Origin of the sequence: Lacticaseibacillus thailandensis DSM 22698 = JCM 13996 (genome assembly GCF_001312865.1) — a bacterium.
Lineage (GTDB): Bacteria > Bacillota > Bacilli > Lactobacillales > Lactobacillaceae > Lacticaseibacillus > Lacticaseibacillus thailandensis.
Genome location: NZ_BBER01000007.1, coordinates 20,987 through 36,390, shown reverse-complemented (window position 1 = coordinate 36,390; position 15,404 = coordinate 20,987). Strand labels below are relative to the sequence as shown.

Annotated in this window: 11 protein-coding genes and 3 pseudogenes; 12 read left to right on the top strand and 2 right to left on the bottom strand. The window is 56.0% G+C overall.

The features are described 5' to 3' along the window. Window positions 1-43: 43 nt before the first annotated feature. The 8 genes and pseudogenes from JCM13996_RS12970 to JCM13996_RS08450 all read left to right on the top strand — a co-directional run bounded on the left by JCM13996_RS12970 (window position 44) and on the right by JCM13996_RS08450 (window position 8,862). Window positions 44-448 carry a DMT family transporter gene (locus JCM13996_RS12970; RefSeq protein ID WP_369395709.1) on the top strand — a complete coding sequence of 135 codons (405 nt, stop codon included), beginning with the start codon at window positions 44-46 and terminating at the stop codon, window positions 446-448. A 261-nt stretch (window positions 449-709) separates the two neighbouring features. Next, a complete protein-coding gene (locus JCM13996_RS10555; protein WP_162205207.1) occupies window positions 710-2,233 on the top strand; it encodes an ATP-binding cassette domain-containing protein in 1,524 nt (507 codons plus the stop codon). Continuing rightward, on the top strand, window positions 2,226-3,749 hold the full coding sequence (locus JCM13996_RS08475; protein WP_054750805.1) for an ABC transporter permease/substrate-binding protein: 1,524 nt from the start codon (window positions 2,226-2,228) through the stop codon (window positions 3,747-3,749). Before JCM13996_RS10555 ends, JCM13996_RS08475 begins: the two co-directional genes overlap by 8 nt. A 245-nt stretch (window positions 3,750-3,994) precedes the next feature. Then, window positions 3,995-5,053, top strand: coding sequence for a hypothetical protein (locus JCM13996_RS08470; RefSeq protein ID WP_054750804.1), 1,059 nt, complete (start codon window positions 3,995-3,997; stop codon window positions 5,051-5,053). A gap of 339 nt (window positions 5,054-5,392) precedes the next feature. After that, a pseudogene (locus JCM13996_RS08465) lies at window positions 5,393-6,038 on the top strand (NAD(P)H-binding protein). A 217-nt stretch (window positions 6,039-6,255) separates the two neighbouring features. Continuing rightward, window positions 6,256-7,089 carry an aldo/keto reductase gene (locus JCM13996_RS08460; protein ID WP_054750803.1) on the top strand — a complete coding sequence of 278 codons (834 nt, stop codon included), beginning with the start codon at window positions 6,256-6,258 and terminating at the stop codon, window positions 7,087-7,089. Window positions 7,090-7,303: 214 nt separating this feature from the next. Further along, entirely contained in the window at window positions 7,304-7,777 is a 474-nt protein-coding gene (locus JCM13996_RS08455; RefSeq protein WP_054750802.1) for a flavodoxin, read from the top strand. A 49-nt stretch (window positions 7,778-7,826) separates the two neighbouring features. Beyond that, a pseudogene (locus JCM13996_RS08450) lies at window positions 7,827-8,862 on the top strand (zinc-dependent alcohol dehydrogenase family protein). A 202-nt stretch (window positions 8,863-9,064) separates the two neighbouring features. Here JCM13996_RS08450 and JCM13996_RS08445 read toward each other — a convergent pair. Further along, window positions 9,065-10,105 carry a zinc-binding dehydrogenase gene (locus tag JCM13996_RS08445; protein ID WP_054750801.1) on the bottom strand — a complete coding sequence of 347 codons (1,041 nt, stop codon included), beginning with the start codon at window positions 10,103-10,105 and terminating at the stop codon, window positions 9,065-9,067. Between the two features lie 198 nt (window positions 10,106-10,303). Then, complete coding sequence (locus tag JCM13996_RS08440) at window positions 10,304-10,855, bottom strand: sigma-70 family RNA polymerase sigma factor (protein ID WP_054750800.1); 552 nt, start codon at window positions 10,853-10,855, stop codon at window positions 10,304-10,306. A gap of 485 nt (window positions 10,856-11,340) precedes the next feature. Between JCM13996_RS08440 and JCM13996_RS08435 the strand changes: the two genes are divergently transcribed. The 4 genes and pseudogenes from JCM13996_RS08435 to JCM13996_RS08420 all read left to right on the top strand — a co-directional run bounded on the left by JCM13996_RS08435 (window position 11,341) and on the right by JCM13996_RS08420 (window position 15,392). After that, window positions 11,341-11,835 carry a hypothetical protein gene (locus JCM13996_RS08435; protein ID WP_054750799.1) on the top strand — a complete coding sequence of 165 codons (495 nt, stop codon included), beginning with the start codon at window positions 11,341-11,343 and terminating at the stop codon, window positions 11,833-11,835. A gap of 371 nt (window positions 11,836-12,206) precedes the next feature. Then, window positions 12,207-13,810: pseudogene (locus JCM13996_RS08430) on the top strand (Nramp family divalent metal transporter). Next, window positions 13,810-14,244 carry a universal stress protein gene (locus tag JCM13996_RS08425; protein ID WP_054750798.1) on the top strand — a complete coding sequence of 145 codons (435 nt, stop codon included), beginning with the start codon at window positions 13,810-13,812 and terminating at the stop codon, window positions 14,242-14,244. The pseudogene JCM13996_RS08430 and the gene JCM13996_RS08425 overlap by 1 nt, the downstream one beginning before the upstream one ends. Window positions 14,245-14,687: 443 nt before the next feature. Then, complete coding sequence (locus tag JCM13996_RS08420; RefSeq protein WP_054750797.1) at window positions 14,688-15,392, top strand: amino acid ABC transporter permease; 705 nt, start codon at window positions 14,688-14,690, stop codon at window positions 15,390-15,392. The last annotated feature ends 12 nt before the right edge of the window (window positions 15,393-15,404 follow it).

Here is a 15,404-nt window from a genome sequence, read left to right as displayed (position 1 = left end):
AAAGGTGCTGTGGCTTTGGCGGCTGTGGGGCGTGTTTGCGGGGATGCTGAGTGCCAGCCAAACCGCCATCAACGGTCATCTCGGCGTGCTATTGGGCTCCGCAATTAAATCGGCGTTCGTCAACTTTAGCATGGGGACACTCATTCTCGCCGTGATTGTCCTAGTGCTGCACCCCCACCTGACATACGCTGCGACTAAGCCAGTCCATCGTTGGTGGATGTGGCTCGGCGGTTTCATCGGGGCACTGTACGTGCTGGGCAATGCCTACCTGGCGCCAACGATTGGGACCGGCCTCGCCGTCGTCATCGTGCTGGTCGGGTTGATGACCGGGAGCTTACTGGTTGACGAGTTTGGTTGGCTTGGTTCGCGGCGTAATCTGGTCGGCTGGGTGCAAGTGGCCGGGTTGGTCGTCATGATTGCCGGGGTAGCGTTGATTCGGCTGGTGTAATTAAGAAGCTTGGTCAATGGTGACATTGAGAAAGCAACGTTGTCGGGCAACGTAAGTGTTGAGTTACTCCGCAACGTTGGGCTGTGCGCACAGCTGGCAGAGAAGCAAGCAATGAAAAATTTATACGTTGTTTTAAACGACATGGCGCCACTATTATTGTGGGTCCTGTCGTTTTTAATAATGGCGCGTTTGACAATGCTAGGCGATTACTGTACCATTAAGTCCGACATCAGACAGTCTTACATTATACGAGGAGCACATATGGATCAGCAAGTAGTTTTGCAGTATTTACAGGAGTATCGGCATCTACGCGACACACAGTTCGCACTCTTTGACCGGCATGCGCGTAGCTTTGGGTTGACTACCAAAGAGGAATTTGTGTTATACATGCTGTGGGAATCACCGGTTGGTCAACGGCAGGCCGATATCTGCGCCCGGTTGTCCGCAACCAAGCAGACCATCAGTTCGATCACCAAGAAGCTGTGGCAGCAGGGTTACGCCGAAATGGCGGAGGATTCCCATGACCGGCGCCGAAAATTGGTGCGGTTAACAGCCAAAGGGCGGGCCTACGCGCAGCAAGTCATTGCTCCCGCGGCGCAGGCGGAAATTGACGCCATGGCGGCGTTGTCACCCGCCGAGATGGCGGAGTTGACTCGCTTGACGCGGTTATTTTCCAAGCAGATGACGCGAACATTTGATGCGTTGCAATCGGCAAAAAAAGATATAATAACACTATGTATTGCAATGAGCGCTTCCGCAGCAAGCGGTAGCGCTAGGCAACAACTGGACGGTGAACGTAGTAAGATACGGCACGGCACCAGTGTGAAGGAGGACGAATCGTTGATAGAATTCAAAGCAATCACCAAGCGGTACCCCGACTCGGTGGCCCTCGATAACGTGGATCTACGGGTCGAATCACGGGAGCTGTTCGTGTTGGTGGGCCCATCGGGTAGCGGTAAAACCACGCTGCTGAAGATGGTTAACCGCCTAGTTGTACCCACAACCGGCCAGGTGCTGATTGACGGGGAGGACGTGGCTACTAGCAACGTGCAGACCCTCCGGCAGCACATCGGCTACGTCCTCCAGTCGAGCGCCCTGTTCCCGAACATGACCGTGATGCAAAACGCGGCTGTGCAGTTGGAAGCATTGGGGTGGGCGAAGGATAAGATCCGCGACCGCATTAACTACTTACTCCAGGTGGTGGACTTGGATCCAGCCACCTACACCGGCCGGAAGCCGGACGAACTATCTGGTGGTGAAGCGCAGCGGGTCGGCATCGTGCGCGCCCTGGCTGGTAACCCCAAGCTAATGTTAATGGACGAGCCGTTCTCGGCCCTGGACCCCGTGTCCAAAGAGCAGTTGCAGGACCTGATTTTGCGTCTGCACCGCGAAGTTGAGACGACGATCATCTTTGTGACCCACGATATGCGCGAGGCGGTGCGGTTAGCCGACCGTTTGGCCGTGATTCATAACGGGGTCTTACAGCAGGTGGGGGAGCCCGCCACTATTTTGCGGCAGCCAGCCAATGCCTTCGTCAAGGATTTCTTCCGTGGCATCGTTAGCACGCACCAGACGTTGGCCGAGGTGGTTGCCGCCGGCTTTGGCCAGCCTGTTACCAACGATGACGCGACCGTTTTGCCGTTGACGACCAGTATTTTTACCTGGGCGGGGATGATCCAGGATGCGCCGGCAACCGCCATTGTTGCGGGTGACCGGCGGCTAACGGGGGCGGACCTGCTCAAGTACCTAGCTAGCCTACGAACGGAGGACCGTACCATTGATTAAAGAAATTATTCACTACGCTCAAACCAACGCGCACGAAATTCTGGTCGCGCTGGGCCAGCACATTGAAGTCTCACTGATTGCCACGATTATCACGATTATCATCGCAATTCCGTTGGCAATCGTCCTAATGAACCACCGTAAAGCCGGTGAGTTTGTCCTCCAAATTGCCAGCGTCGTCCAGACAATTCCCAGCTTGGCGATTTTGGGGTTACTGATTCCCTTTGTGGGGATCGGCACGGTGCCGGCTATCATCGCGCTGGTTCTGTACGCCATCATGCCCGTGTTCCAAAACACGTACGCGGGGCTGACTAACATTGACCCGTTGCTGATTGAGGCGGCCGACGCGATGGGCGTCTCCCGGCGGTACAAGCTGATGCGCGTGCAGATTCCCCTCGCCATGCCGATGATCTTATCGGGGATTCGCATCGGGGTCGTCATGATCATCGGGACCGCGACCCTGGCGGCCCTGATTGGTGGCGGCGGTTTGGGGACCTACATCCTGCTGGGGATTCAAAGTAATAACAACTCCGCGCTCTTCGTGGGGGCCATCCTTTCTGCGGTGTTGGCGATTGTGGCCAGTGCGCTGATTAAGCTCCTGTCCCACGTCTCCTTTAAGCGTCTGGCCATTGGTGTGGTCGTGCTAGCTGTCGGTATTGGTGGTGCGTACGGAGTGCACAAAGTAGTCACCCCCAAGACCACTACGATCACCATTGCCGGTAAGATGGGTGGGGAACCGGAGATTTTGATCAACATGTACAAGCAGTTGATCGAGCAGGATAATCCGCACGTGCACGTTGTCCTCAAGCGCAACTTTGGGGGCACGAGCTTCCTGTTCAAAGCCTTGCGGTCGCAGCAAATCGACATTTACCCCGAATTTACGGGGACGGTCATGCAGTCGCTGGTCAAAACCAACAAGGCGGTCAGCCACGATCCGCAAACGGCGTACCATGACGCTAAGACTGCCCTGGCTCAGCAGTACCACCTGACCTACCTGCGCCCGATGGCTTACCAGAACGGTTACGGGTTGACCGTGACCCAGGCGACGGCGCGGCAGTACCACCTGAAGACCATCGCTGATCTAGCCAAGTACCCGCAGTTGCGTGCCGGCTTTGACCCGGACTTTTACCAGCAACAGGACGGTTATCCTGGTTTGAAGCAGGCGTATGGCCTGCACTTCACCAACGTCAAAACGATGGAGCCGTCGCTGCGATATGAAGCTTTGGCCAACGGCAACCTGGACGTGACTGATGCTTACACCACCGACCCGCAGATTCGGAAGTACCACCTGGTCGTGTTGCGTGACAGCAAGTCGTTCTTCCCACCGTATCAGGGTGCGCCGGTAATGCGGAGCAGCTTTGCCAAGGCGCACCCAGGCATTGTGAAGAGCCTGAATCGGATTGCCGGCAAGATCTCGACCAAGGAAATGCAGGAGATGAACTACCAGGTGACCGTCAAGCACCGCAAAGCTGCAGTTGTGGCGAAGCAGTACCTGCAGGCCCACCACCTGTTGCAGTAAAATTACTATTGATGATGAGCATGTTGCTCGCGACTACGGTCGTGCGCAACATGTTTTTTTGTCATTCATGCTGCTAGGACGGCGCGGAAGTGTACGTCGAACGCAAATTTGTGCCTTGGCGCGAAGCTATGGGGATGGTAGCAAGGTGATACTGGCAACAATGGTTAGCGCTTACACAGGCTACGTGGTAAAATTACAGCGACGATAGGGTTGGGGGTTGTTTGGGCTTATTATGGAGGAGAACGATGCAAAAACTGGGTAAATGGCGCCGGTGGCTAATAGGCCTCGCGGTGGTGTTGGTCGCGGCAGTTGGCGCGGGTGTGGTCATCCTTAATCGGCAAGCGCCGGTGTCGACGCATGCCAGCAAGGTATTCCATCCTAAACAGAATCCGTATGCGCACCTGACCGCGAGCCAGCGCCAGGTAATTCAAGCGGCGGACCAAGCGGTCAAACAAACCGTGCGTGATGGTGCGCAAGGCAAGAGTAAGACGTTGATCAGTCATGATTTGCGGGGAGCAACGGCTAAAGTTGGCCGAATCAAGGGTCAAGGTAAGGACATTGCCGACATTCGCATGGCGTTGACCGCTATTTTGGGCGTGGTGAAGGATCCGACCATTGATAATCTGCAAACAATGCGGACGGCAGTCGCGTTGCGTCACGACCGGAATATCGCTGGGCACGTACGGGTGGCGTACGAACCACAACTGTTGAAGCTAGTTGCCAGCACCACCCACAAAACGGTGGCGGTGGTGCGGCAGAGTACGCACCCGCTGACGGCGGCTCAACAAAAAGCTAAGCTGGCCGCAGCGGCAAAGGCGCAAGCGGCGGCACGGGCTCGGGCCAAGGCGGCTGCGGCCGCTCAAGCCGCTGCGGCTGCCAAGGTGGCAGCGGCCCAAGCAAGCAGCCAAAGCAGTACGACCACTCGGGCAGCGCAGAGTAGTGGGACGCAGGCCACTAATAATACGCAGCCCGCCACCAATAATCAGGTAGCCACTAATTCCTATTCAGGGGGCAATACGCAGAGTAGTGGTAATGGTGCTGCCAACAGTGGCGGGCAAACTAGCAGTAATGGTTACACTAGCAGTCACACGCAGGGAAGTGCGCCAGCCCAATCCAGTGGGCAAGCCACAGCCAGTGCACCGCAACAAAGTACACCTAGTGGTAACGGATTACAGCACCCATCGATTACGGCTTCAGATTCTGATGAACCCGAGTACATCGTTACCCCGAGCGGCACATATTATTCAGATCCAGTTGCTGGTACTTATCTGCGTACCACCATGGATTGGAGTAAGACTTACTAAACTTTATCTATCTTGCTTCCAAAGCTTATTCACCGTAATGAGGCCACCCAATCCGGTTGCAGGATTGAGTGGCCTCGCTCGTTTATTAATCCCGGTTGGCCACACTGGCAATTATTGACGGTTGGCCCGTCACTGTTCCTAGGGGCAGATTTTTCTACTTCCGCGGGGTGGTGTAGCGTGCTGGCTGGTTCCCGAGGGCACCCATGCCTGCAGACTATACGCCTATCCAAACTAGGCATTAGACGAATAGCTTTTGGGGCCCTATGCTAGTAATTGTAGTGATGGACACAACGGATGGTTGTCACACGCACCCAGTAGGGTCAGCTAAAGGAGCAAATAATGACAAAAGTATTGATTTTAGGTGCACACGGCGCGACGGCTCAATTGGTGGCGCAGCGCCTACTTGACGAAACGGATGATGAACTAGTCTTGTTCTTACGTAACGCGGTGCGCTTGGCCAATTTAGGTCAAAACGCCCGCGTGACGCTGATTGACGGGGATGTTCAGGATCAGGCGGCACTGACCGACGCGATGACGGGTGTTGACATTGTGTACTCAAACGTTGGTGGGACCGACTTGGCCAAATCGACTAAGGCCATTATTGCGGCTATGACCGCCGCTAAGCGCACCCGGCTGATTTTTTTACAGTGCCTTGGGTGCCCTACACGAGGTACCCGGTAAGTTTGGCGAGTGGAACGAACAGGCCATTGGTGCGTTTTTGCCGGGTTTCCGGGAGTCAGACCGCTTGCTCAAAGGGACGACGGCAATCGACACCACGCAACTACGGCCAGCCTGGTTGACCAATGACCCCCAAATTGATTACGAACTGACCGGCGCGGACGAACCGTTTAAGGGTACCGCCGTTTCGCGGGCCAGCGTGGCTGACTTTGTCGTACGTTTGATCAAGAACCCCGACCAATACCACCGCACCAGCGTGGGGATCGACCAACCGGGCACGGAAGGCGACAAACCTGCCTGGATGTAGCGCGCGCCGCAATTATTTATGGTGCTGCACTTGACTTAAACTTAACTACAAGGGCTATGCTAACTATGTTGCTTACAAATATTTAGCGGGAGTGGTCGCCGTGCGCGTGTGCCAGGATGCACGTGGACAAATCCGTGTCTGGCCATACTGCGCCCGGCCACAACTTATCGCCCAATTGAAGCAATCGTGCAGCATTAGTTAGCAAAGGAGTGGGACAATGACTAAATTGAATGATGTATACACGCTGGCCAACGGCGTACAAATACCCAAAGTTGGCTTTGGTACCTGGCAGATTGCCCAGGATGACGCCCAGCAGGCCGTGACCAACGCCTTGAATCTTGGTTACCGGCTCATTGATACCGCTTTGGTCTACGGTAATGAGCGCCAGGTGGGCGCCGGCATTGCGGCGTCCGACGTGGCACGGGCGGACATCTTTGTGACGTCCAAGCTCCCCGCTGAGACCAAAACGTACGACGGTACCCTCCGTGACTTTGACCAGACCATGAACAATCTCGGGCTGGATTACCTCGACCTGTACCTGATCCACGCGCCGCGGCCGTGGAGTAGCGTGGGTGCCGACTACGACAACGAGAACCAGGATGTTTGGCGCGCCATGCAGAAAATTTATGCTTCCGGGCGGGTCAAAGCCATTGGGGTGTCAAACTTCAACGTGCATGATCTACAAAACTTGCTAACAATGGATGGGGTAGCGCCGATGGTGGACCAGATCCAGTATTACGTTGGTTACACGGAACCGGACATTACCAGCTTTGCCCAGCAGCATGACCTCCTGGTGGAGGCGTACTCGCCGCTAGCCACGGGGGCGCTACTACGGAACCAGTCGTTGCAGGCCATTGCGCAGCGGTATGACGTCAGTCTCGCCCAGCTTGCCATTCAGTTCTGCGTCCAGAACGGGGTGGTGCCGCTGCCAAAGGCGACGTCACGGGCGCACATTGAGGCGAACACTCACCTCGATTTTACCATCAGCGATGCAGATATGGTGACGTTGAACCAGCTTCGGGACACCGCGGCGGCATGGCACTTTAATTAACGACTAGCGGCATAAACGCAGACACGGACAGCGGACACCCAGCCGTGGAGTGTTGCGTTGTACCAACAAAGATTGACAGGAAAATGACGGGTTGAATTGCCCGTCGGTTTCCTTTTTTTATTGTCAATATATTTGTGCAGAAAATTGCTTGCCTTACACCCACTCGAAGGTTGTAAACTAAGCGTAAGTTGTTAATACTTGGGGAGGCAGCATAATGGCAACAAAAATTTTAATTGCGTATTACTCATGGTCAGGTCATACCGCCAAACTGGCGCACCAGCTCCAGGCGGCGACGCAGGCGGATCTGTTTGAGATTACCGTGGCGCCGGGGACGTTCTCACAAGACATGTACGAGACGTCCGAGGAGGCCAAGGCCCAGCTGGCGTCCGGGAAGTTACCGGTGCTCGCCTACCCGCTGCCGGACTTGGCGCAATATGACGTGGTGCTCGTGGGTGGCCCGGTCTGGTCGGGTGTGCCGTCGACCCCTGTGCGCGCGTTTCTGCAGGCGGCGCAGGGGGCCAGCGCGGTCTTTGCGCCGTTCTATACGCACGCGGGCACTCCCGCGCAGTACGAGGATGAGTTCAAAGCCGCGGCGGCACCGCTAGCGGTGGCGGCCGGATTCGGCCTGCCGGGCGACCACGTTGCTGCCGACGACGCCCAAATTCAGGCGTGGTTGGCGCGCGTATAGTGCGGTAGTTTTTGTCGTTGTTGTTGGTATGCAGAAAGGATGATTATACATGAGAACTGCTGTCTTTGTTGAACCCGGTAAGGTTGAGGCCCGCGACTTTGAACATCCAAAGATTCAGGAACCGACCGATGCGGTTATTAAAATTATCCGTGCCTGTGTGTGCGGCTCGGACCTCTGGTGGTTCCGCGGCCTGGACGAGCGTAAGCACAACACCGTGGTGGGCCACGAAGCGATTGGCGTGGTCGAGAGTGTTGGCGCGGAGGTCACGCACGTGGCGCCCGGCGACTTTGTGATCATGCCGTTTACCCACGGGTGTGGCCACTGTGCCGCCTGCAAAGCCGGTTTTGAGGCCAACTGTTTTAACTCCAAGGAACACGGGAGTAGCGGTTTCCAGGGCGAGTACGTACGCTACACGCTGGCCGACTGGTCGCTAGTCAAGGTTCCGGGCCAGCCGGATGACTACACGGACGCCCAGCTCAACGACCTGTTGGCGCTGTCCGACGTTATGGCGACCGGCTACCACGCCGCCGCTAGTGCTGAGGTCAAGCCGGGCGACACCGTGGTCGTCATGGGCGACGGCGCCGTGGGTCTGTGTGGCGTGATTGCCGCCAAGCTTCGCGGTGCTAAACGGATCATGCGATGAGCCATCACGAGGACGCGCGGCCTTGGCGCGGGAGTTCGGTGCGACCGACGTGGTGGCTGAGCGTGGCGACGCGGCCGTAGCGAAGGTGCGCGCAATGACCAACGGTGGCGCTGATGCCGTGTTGGAGTGTGTCGGGACGTCGCTGTCCGTCGATACCGCCATCAAGGTGGCCCGCCCCGGCGCTGTCGTTGGGCGTATAGGTATTCCTCAGGAAACGACGGATGCCAACGCCATTCCATTCCGGACGAACGTGGGTCTGCGCGGTGGCATTGCGTCCGTGACGACGTACGACCGTGACGTCTTGCTGGATGCGGTGCTCAAAGGTGAGATTCACCCCGGCCGTGTCTTCACCCAGCGCTTTGATCTGGACCATGTGCAGGAGGCGTACGAGGCGATGGACCAACGCAAAGCCATTAAGTCGTTGCTGGTGATCAGCCAGTAGTGGCGGCGCAGTATTTGTCACTTTACCAACGCTAGACACAACAATGCCCGTAGCGGTGTAGCCGTTACGGGCATTGTTGTGCGTCGATGGCGTGTACGCACTGGTCGCGGGGGTTATGGTCGCGACGAGCGGAAGAGGCCGAAGATTCACCAAAGCCCGCCAGCAAGTGCTGGCGGGCTTTTTGATGGTGTTAGTGTCAACGTTAATCCACAATCACGTAGGACTTGATGGCTTCACGCTTGTCCATGGCCTGGTAGGCGGCGTCGATGTCGTCCAGTTTGAAGGACTTGGTGAACACCTTGCCGGGGTTGATCTCACCCCTGAGGACGGCGTCAAGCAAGACCTGCTTGTCGTAAGTCGTGACCGAAGCGGGGCCGCCGGCAATCTGGGTGTTGCGGAAGAACAGTGGCCGCAAATCCATCTTGGCGTTGTGCGGCACGCCCACACGGCCCACGGTGGCACCTGGACGTCCACACTGGACGGCCGTGTCGACGGACTGTTCGCTACCGACACATTCCAGCACGGCGTCGGCTCCTTCGCCGTTGGTCAACGCCATGACTTTGGCCACCCCGGCGTCGCCACGTTCGGCCACTACATCAGTGGCACCGAATTCCCGGGCCAAGGCCGCGCGGTCCTCATGGCGACTCATGGCGATGATGCGCTTGGCGCCACGCATCTTGGCGGACAGAACGCCGCTTAACCCCACGGCGCCGTCACCGACAACGACGACGGTGTCCCCGGTCTTAACGCGGGCGACGCGGGCGGCGTGGTAGCCGGTCGCCATGACGTCGGCCAGGGCCAGCAATGATTTGAGCATGTCCTCGCTGTAGTCGGACGGCTGGCCTGGGATTTTGACTAGTGACCACTCGGCGTGCTGGTAACGCATGTATTCCGCCTGCGCACCCATCGAAAAGTTATCATCATGGTTGAGACAGCCACCCTCAAAGCCGGCGCGGCAGGCGGCACAGTGGCCACAGCCATGGGTGAAGGGTGCAATCACAAAGTCGCCGGGGATGAGGGTCGTGATGGCGCTGCCCACGGCGTCTACGGTCGCGATGGCTTCGTGCCCCGGGTTCTGGGAGTGGGGTGCCGTCGCGTCGATTCCGCGGTAGTTCCACAGGTCGGAACCACAAACGCAGGTCCGGACGATGTGCAAAATGACGTCGTCGGGTGCCTGGATGGTCGGCTTGTCGACGTCCTCAATGGCCATCTGGCCAGGTTTGATAAAAATCGTGTCTTTCATTGGTTTGCCTCCATTGGTTGACGCTACTTTGGTCCGCACCACGCATGCGTAAGCACCATTTACCCCCATTATGTACAAAGCTAAGCAAAAAAAAGATAATACTTATTTGTACGGGGTAGTATGCCTTCTAGGTATAATGCCCAAAAATAACACCCCACCGTCCGGTCTGGCCACAACCGGGTGGTGGGGTGCTGACAATTAGTAGCCAGCCTGCAGCAGGAGTAACGCCTGTTTACGAACTTTGCGCATGGTGCGGATGACCTGGTAGCGGGACAGACCGAGGAGGCTGGCGACCTCGGTGTTGTTCAGTCCGTGGCGCCGTAACTGCACGACGTCGCGTTCTTGGGCGTGCAGTGTGGTGAGGAGGGTGGCGAAAAACTCCTGCCGCTCGTAGTCTCCCTGTAGATCCACCTGGCTAGGAAAGCGTTCCTCATTCCAGTACATCAAAGGTTCCTGCGGTGCAATCTCCGCGCGGCGCCACTGGGTCCGCAGCTTAGCCAGCAGGTTCAAGTAGACAAAGTGGCCGGCCAGGCGGTTAAACTTGGTGATCTCCGTCGGGGTGGTGCGGGGGTCGTGGTAACGGCAATAGTATTTGATGTAGACGAGCCGTGCTTCTTGTAGCAGGTCGTCATAATCAGCGTGTTGGGGCAGAATGTGCAGGCGGTGCAAAGCCGCGTATAGCACCGGCATGTGGTCCGACATGAAGTCGTAGGCCGCTTGCCATGCAGCAGGGTCGATTTCAGTAGTCATGGTACCTCCAACCAGCGGGCGCGCTCCGCCGGCGTTTATTCTGTAGCGCTACGTTGATTATGGTGCCATGGACGTGAGGTAATTGCGCGAAACGCACGTGATGGTAAGAACTCTAGTGGCAGGGGGGTTGCGTGGACATAATGGGACTGATGGTCGGAATGCCAAAGTGGCATTGGTGCCGTCTGGCCGGGGCGGGGCACGACGGTGACGGTCAAGCCCGTGGCAGGTGTCACGCGCCTGGAGGGGGTGCACGCGGTAGTCAAACAATTAAATAACATTTTTGCGGAACGCGCCAGAAATTTTGCGTAAATTACGCCCAAAAGGTCGTGTTTAGCCATTGAGCCCGCGCCACTCCGGCCGTACAATGAAGCTAATAAGTGGGTAGCATGGAGGAGTCAGCTGCGCGGGTGTATCTGTATAATGATGGTAAAACGTTGGTAGCATGAGCAACTTTGCACAGCACGTTGGAGAAAGGGTGACGGATAATGATTGATGGCAGCAATACTAACCCTAAGCGGACGACTGGCACAGCCGCCGTGGTGCCATTTCAGCCTGTCGGGTGGTCGCGCGCCGCGATGACCGGGATCGATTACTACGTTGGCGTACACACGGACGTGTTAACGCAAAGTCGTCAGCGCGTGAAGCAATACTTGGCTCATGCCCGCGTCGCCCAATACCGCGTGGTGGCGCGCCAGTTGGTGCCGCGGTACTACTTTGTCCTGAAGTCCAGCGTCGGGGTGTTTCTGGTGCGAGCACGGAACTCGTGCCAGGCGGAGCGGTTGCTGCGTCTCATGCTCGGGGACGTGACGGTCAGCAGTCGCGTCCAGGTCGATCAGGCCAGCGCCTTTGTGATGGTCGACCTGAATAATCCGTTCCTGCTGGCTCGGGCCACGATTAGCTTTTTGGCGACAAATGCGGTGTTTACTGGCGTCATTACCGAAGAGGGACACAGCCTACGGGGCAAGCTGGTCATGCTGTAGATGCGGTTGCAAGTGGTCATAAATGTCAAAGTTATGGCGGTGCGAAGAACAAGTAGCACCGCTATTTTTATGTCCACATCGCTGATGAAAACATGGTGTCAATTGGTGCTGTGTCACATTATTTCTAGGTAGCCCAAAAAGAAAAACAGTCACTCACGGCTATATTTTGCCTCGTAATGCCCAATTACGGGCATTGATGGATAGGAAACATTTAATTTCTAGTCAACCCAAAAAAATGCTTTACAATGAAATTACCGGCTGTATACTGATGGTGGTTACAAAATTACTCGACTAGTTCGAGGGCGCCACACGCATGTGGCAGCCCGGGAACGACAAGAGTTTGCCGTTCCCCGGGCAGAAAGGGGAGCAACATGAAGAATGCACCAGTAACACCCCGTAAGCATAAGCTGATTGAGTATGCAAACGGGCCGTCGTTGGAAGAAATTAACGGGACCGTCCCGGTACCGAAGAACAAGGGCTTTTGGCGCACCTTATTCGCCTATTCCGGGCCCGGTGCGTTGGTCGCCGTTGGTTACATGGATCCTGGTAATTGGTCCACGAGTATCACTGGCGGGCAGAACTTCCAGTATTTACTGATGTCTGTCATCTTGATTTCGAGCTTAATCGCCATGCTCCTGCAAAACATGGCGGCTAAGCTGGGCATCGTTAGTCAGATGGATTTAGCGCAGGCCATTCGGGCCCGCACCAGTAAAGCGCTGGGGATTATCTTATGGATCATGACGGAGTTTGCCATTATGGCCACCGATATTGCGGAGGTCATTGGTGCTGCCATCGCGCTGTACTTATTGTTTCACATTCCGTTAGTCATTGCGGTGTTCGTCACCGTTTTTGATGTGTTGCTATTATTACTACTGACTAAGATCGGATTCCGCAAGATTGAAGCCATCGTGGTGTGTCTGATTCTGGTCATTTTGTTGGTTTTTGTTTACCAAGTGGCTTTGTCGGATCCGGATTGGGGTGGAGTCATTAAAGGATTGATCCCAACCGCCGGCACGGTGGCGGCCCACCCGAACGTTAACGGGATGAATCCACTGAGCGGGGCGCTAGGTATCATCGGCGCCACGGTCATGCCCCACAACTTGTACTTACATTCGGCGATTTCCCAAACACGGAAAATCAACCACGACAATGAAGACGAAGTGGCGACCGCTGTTCGCTTTACCCAGTGGGACTCCAACATTCAGTTGACCTTTGCGTTTATCGTGAACTCCCTGCTTTTGATCATGGGGGTTGCGGTCTTCAAGAGTGGTGCCGTCAAGGACCCGTCGTTCTTTGGCCTGTTTAAGGCTTTGTCCGATACATCCATGTTGAGTAACGGTGTGCTGATTGCCGTAGCCAAGTCGGGGGTACTATCCGTGCTGTTTGCGGTCGCACTCCTCGCATCTGGTCAAAACTCGACAATTACTGGAACATTGACTGGGCAAGTCATCATGGAAGGTTCATCCACATGCGGATGCCGCTGTGGGCGCGTCGGCTCGTTACCCGGCTGATTTCCGTGATTCCGGTGCTGTTCTGTGTTTGGATGACGCGGAACTTGCCGGCGGTCGACGAACACGAAGCACTGAATAACCTGATGAACAACTCGCAGGTATTTCTCGCCTTTGCATTACCGTTTTCGATGTTGCCGTTGTTGATGATGACTGATAGTCGGGCCGAGATGGGCGTAAGGTTTAAGAACTCACTCTGGGTCAAGGTTTGTGGTTGGATTTCCGTCCTGGGGTTGACCTACCTGAACCTGATTGGGTTGCCGGACTCCTTTGCCGGTTTCTTGGGCGCCCACGCCACGGCGGGCCAGATCGAAATAGCGCACCTGTTAGCTTACGTCGCCATCGTCGCCGTGTTGGTACTACTAGTATGGTGCACGGTTGAACTGTACCGCGGCAACAAGCGCTTGGAGCGGGCACAGCAGGATCATACTACTAATAGTCCGCACTTCGCGGGGGAGGTAGACTAATGAAAGACGATTTCAAACGGATTCTAGTCGGTGTGGATGACTCGGAGGATGCCCTGGCGGCGTTTCAATATGCCATTCACCGGGCCAAAGCCGACCATGCGGAGCTGGTTATTGCGTCGGTGTTGGAGTCGGGCGAAATGAACGTGTATCAGGCCCTCACTAAGGATTACGTGCATGGTGAGCGGGTAGAACTCCAGGAGCATATTGAACGCTACGTCCGCCTGGCCCAGCAAGCCGGTATTAAGAGTGTTCAGGCCGTTATCGGTGAAGGTGACGCTGGCGAAACTATCATTAAAAAGATCATTCCGCAGGTGCAGCCGGATTTGCTGGTGATTGGGGCCATGTCCAAGCGGGGTATTGCTCGTCACTTTGGGAGCCAGGCGGCGTACATGGCAAAGTACGCGGCGATATCGGTACTAGTCGTGCGTGACTAGATTGGCGTAACACGTAACAAAATAATTGAGGAGAATCAAAGCCACCGTTGGGAAAATACCGACGGTGGCTTTTGTAGTGGGCGGCTAGCCAATCGGGGTGGGTGGCTAGCATATATATAGGTAAAGATGCAGGCGCTACTGCAGTACGTTGATGGTGTGCTTCGGTGTGGCGCTTTTGCCAGCGGGCCCGTTAGGCCAACCACGCTACACCAAAGTCACTAACAATTGACAAGTAAGTCGCATAACGCTACCATAAAAAAAACATAATATACTTGTGGCCGTGGGCAAAAATCATCGCCATGTACGCGCAGAATTACTCAACGCACCGTTTGCCCAACACTCCGCCTCGTGCGCAAGCGTCTGGGGCGGAGTGTTTTGGCGTAGTGGCAGGGCGTGACCACAAAACGGGCGGGGGTTGCCGGTTCAACCTAGAGGAGGATACAATGAATCTTTGGCACATCATCACGAGCTCAACTCCGCAGTTGTTGGCGGCGGGGTTCAAATATACGTTGCCGATTGCCATCGTCTCATTCATTTTGGGGCTGGTGCTGGCATTACTCACCGCGTTGGCGCGAATCTCGCAGCGTGGCGGGCTGTTTAACGTGGTGAAGTGGATCTGTAGCTTCTACGTCTGGCTCTTCCGGAGCACGCCGCTACTAGTACAATTATTCATCGTCTTCTTTGGCCTGCCATACCTGAAAATCAAGGGGTTCCTGCCGCACGGAATCCAGATGAACCCCGTGGTTGCCGGTATCCTGACGTTCAGTTTGAACACCGGGGCCTACTGTAGCGAAACTATCCGGGCGGCGATTGAGTCGATTCCGCGGGGCCAGTGGGAAGCAGCGGCGACTATCGGTATGACGCGGCGTATGGCGCTACGCCGGATCATCATCCCGCAGGCACTGCGGGTGTCTCTGCCACCGTTGGCTAACAGCTTTATCAGTCTGGTCAAAGATACGTCGCTGGCCGCATCCATCACCATCGTCGAAATGTTCGAGGTGAGCCAGCAAATCACTGCGGAGAACTACCAGCCACTGGTGATGTACACGTTGGTCGCGGTGTACTACGCCATTGCCTGCACAGTGCTGGCGTGGGTGCAGAAGTACCTGGAACGCTGGACGTCGCGTTACGTGACGAAGGCTAACTAGGGGAGGGCGCAT

Coding starts and splice junctions, on each gene's coding strand:
- JCM13996_RS12970 (WP_369395709.1), top strand. CDS start 44: ATGCTGAGTGCCAGCCAAACCGCCATCAACGGTCATCTCGGCGTGCTA.
- JCM13996_RS10555 (WP_162205207.1), top strand. CDS start 710: ATGGATCAGCAAGTAGTTTTGCAGTATTTACAGGAGTATCGGCATCTA.
- JCM13996_RS08470 (WP_054750804.1), top strand. CDS start 3,995: ATGCAAAAACTGGGTAAATGGCGCCGGTGGCTAATAGGCCTCGCGGTG.
- JCM13996_RS08460 (WP_054750803.1), top strand. CDS start 6,256: ATGACTAAATTGAATGATGTATACACGCTGGCCAACGGCGTACAAATA.
- JCM13996_RS08455 (WP_054750802.1), top strand. CDS start 7,304: ATGGCAACAAAAATTTTAATTGCGTATTACTCATGGTCAGGTCATACC.
- JCM13996_RS08445 (WP_054750801.1), bottom strand. CDS start 10,105: ATGAAAGACACGATTTTTATCAAACCTGGCCAGATGGCCATTGAGGAC.
- JCM13996_RS08440 (WP_054750800.1), bottom strand. CDS start 10,855: ATGACTACTGAAATCGACCCTGCTGCATGGCAAGCGGCCTACGACTTC.
- JCM13996_RS08435 (WP_054750799.1), top strand. CDS start 11,341: ATGATTGATGGCAGCAATACTAACCCTAAGCGGACGACTGGCACAGCC.
- JCM13996_RS08425 (WP_054750798.1), top strand. CDS start 13,810: ATGAAAGACGATTTCAAACGGATTCTAGTCGGTGTGGATGACTCGGAG.
- JCM13996_RS08420 (WP_054750797.1), top strand. CDS start 14,688: ATGAATCTTTGGCACATCATCACGAGCTCAACTCCGCAGTTGTTGGCG.